At 51.9% G+C, this 2,382-nt stretch carries 2 protein-coding genes; both read left to right on the top strand.

Annotated features, from left to right (window positions below; genetic code table 11):
* Positions 1-458: 458 nt before the first annotated feature.
* Positions 459-857 carry a VOC family protein gene (locus ABE093_RS13555; RefSeq protein ID WP_430761442.1) on the top strand — a complete coding sequence of 133 codons (399 nt, stop codon included), beginning with the start codon at positions 459-461 and terminating at the stop codon, positions 855-857.
* A gap of 74 nt (positions 858-931) precedes the next feature.
* Positions 932-1,291, top strand: coding sequence for a DUF1304 domain-containing protein (locus ABE093_RS13560; RefSeq protein WP_430761443.1), 360 nt, complete (start codon positions 932-934; stop codon positions 1,289-1,291).
* The last annotated feature ends 1,091 nt before the right edge of the window (positions 1,292-2,382 follow it).

Raw genomic sequence — 2,382 nt, forward strand, 5'->3', positions numbered from 1 at the left:
TTTGGGCTCTACGCTACGCTAGCCCAAAACCGCGCCACTCTCGGCGCGGCTTAACTCAGGTGTTAGGGCTCTTAACGTTGCTGTGTTAGCATTTCAACGTCGAAAAAGGCAGGGGCGGTTTTCGGTTAGCCCGCCCCCTTCTCGCCCTGAGAAGTTCTGTCCCGTGCCAGCACGAGAACCCACGACGAACCCGACACCTCTGTGTCTCGGGCTCGTCCGTGTGCCTTTGGATGAGCCCACCATCTAGGAGCTCATCATGCAATTCAATTGTCTTCTTCTCTGCGTTCCAAGCGTAGAAGCTGTTTTTAGGGCCAAAAGGCTTACCTGTTGACGTTGGCCATGCGCCAGAGGCCTCACAAGTCGGTCACGCCGCAGAGAGTCATGCGGCGTGACCGACTGTCCTGGCGCGTTCCGCGATTGCCGCATCAGTCATCATCACAAGCTTAGGAGATCCATCAATGTTCAGCCATGTCATGGTCGGTTCTAACGACCTTGAACGATCCAAGAAGTTTTACAACGCAGTGCTTGGTTTATTGGGGGCCGGCGAGCCCCTGACAAGCCCCAACAAGACGGGACAGACCCGCCTGTTCTATCGCCATGATGGTGGAATGTTCTGTGTGAGTGAACCAATCAATGGTGAGCCGGCCAGCTTTGGCAACGGTGGCACCATTGGGTTCAGATGCACCTCAGCGGAACAAGTTCAACAGTTCCATGACACAGCTGTTGCGTACGGTGGAACGTCCATTGAAGATCCACCTGGAATACGCGAGCTCCCAATGGGAATTATGGATTTGGCCTACGTTCGCGACCCGGACGGCAACAAGCTTTGCGCTATGCACCTGCACCGCTCAAAGTAGCGCCCTAACTATTCGTTCAAGCCGACGCCGCTTCNNGGCTTAACTCAGGTGTTAGCGCCCATTGAGAGGCAACCATGCTCCTCGTTTCAAACATCGCAGTGGGTTTAGTCGCCCTACTCCATATCTACATCCTTGCTCTTGAAATGTTCTTCTGGACAAAGCCTGCTGGTCGCAAAGCATTTGGCCTGACCCAAGACTTTGCTAACCAGACAAAGGTTCTAGGTGCGAACCAAGGGCTTTACAACGGATTCTTGGCCGCCGGCCTGATTTACGGCCTTATTCAAGGGCCTGCTGGACTTTCCATTAAGGTCTTCTTTTTGACTTGTGTTGTTGTGGCAGGCGTTTACGGAGCTGCCACCGCGAGCAAGAAAATCCTGTTTGTGCAGGCAGTCCCCGCTGCTATTGCGTTGGCCTTAGTCCTATTCGCTCGATAACTCGCAATGGGCTCTAACTATTCGTTCAAGCCGACCCCGCTTCGTGGCAGCGTCCGCGTGCCTGCGCTACGCTAGCACGCGTCCGCCACCACTGCGCATGGCGGCTTAACTCAGGTGTTAGGCTTTGCCAGGAACGCTCTGGAGACGTGGTCATTGTGAGCAAATCATACTCATTGCTTTGTTCGAGGCACGCCGTTAAGCAAGGCATTTTGAGCATCTTCCTTGCCACTGTCGTTTCAGGATGTGTCCACTCGCCTTCCGTGTTCCAATGGGAACCAAAGTCAACTTCAAAAGCCTTGGGAGTCCCAGATTGTCATGTGTCCGTGCCGCTAAGCGAACCGGAGATAGTTGACATACTAGACAAGTGGGAGAGCATCAAGCATCCAGAGTTGAACCCAGAATGGGTGGCGATTACGTCAAATGCTCGCCCCGGAGATCAGATACGCGCCGCATCATGCAAAATCGGCAATCCGTACTGGGCCCTGTTTCGTGGCGGAAAGGTTCTGCTTAAGTATTACTCAACGTACTACGACTAATCTCCGCCTTCTGATTTGACGGGCACTCGGCATTACGAACGTGCGAGACAGTTGCATCAGCGCAAAGCCTAACTAATCGTTCANNAACTCAGGTGTTAGGCTTTCTGGAAGGAGTTTATGGCTATCCCCAAGAACTGTCCGGAGTGTAACGGTACAAATCTCTTCTCTCATGGCGGAGTTCAAGCCAAAGGTGGCTATGGGCCCGATTTGCTACCTGGAACAAGCGGCTTATTTACATCTGCCAAAATGGCAACAGTCGTCTGCAGGGATTGTGGGTTAATCCGGTTTTATGCTTCTCAAGAAGCGCTTGGGAAAATAACCGCTGATAATGGTTGGAATCGTTTGCTGTAAATCAGACCTGATTAAAGAGCACTTTAGGAGCAAAATTTATGTCTTTTGAGCAGGGATATTCCGTTGGCTATGAAGTCGGAACCGTCATCGCAAAGATTCTGAAAATTGCGTTCTACTTCTGTGCCATGTTCGTTATTTACAAGTTCAATCAACGCAGAAAGCTCAATACGCTCAAAGGGCCAGAAGCCTAACTATTCGTTCAAG

Source organism: Solilutibacter silvestris (assembly GCF_050574925.1).
Lineage (GTDB): Bacteria > Pseudomonadota > Gammaproteobacteria > Xanthomonadales > Xanthomonadaceae > Solilutibacter > Solilutibacter silvestris_A.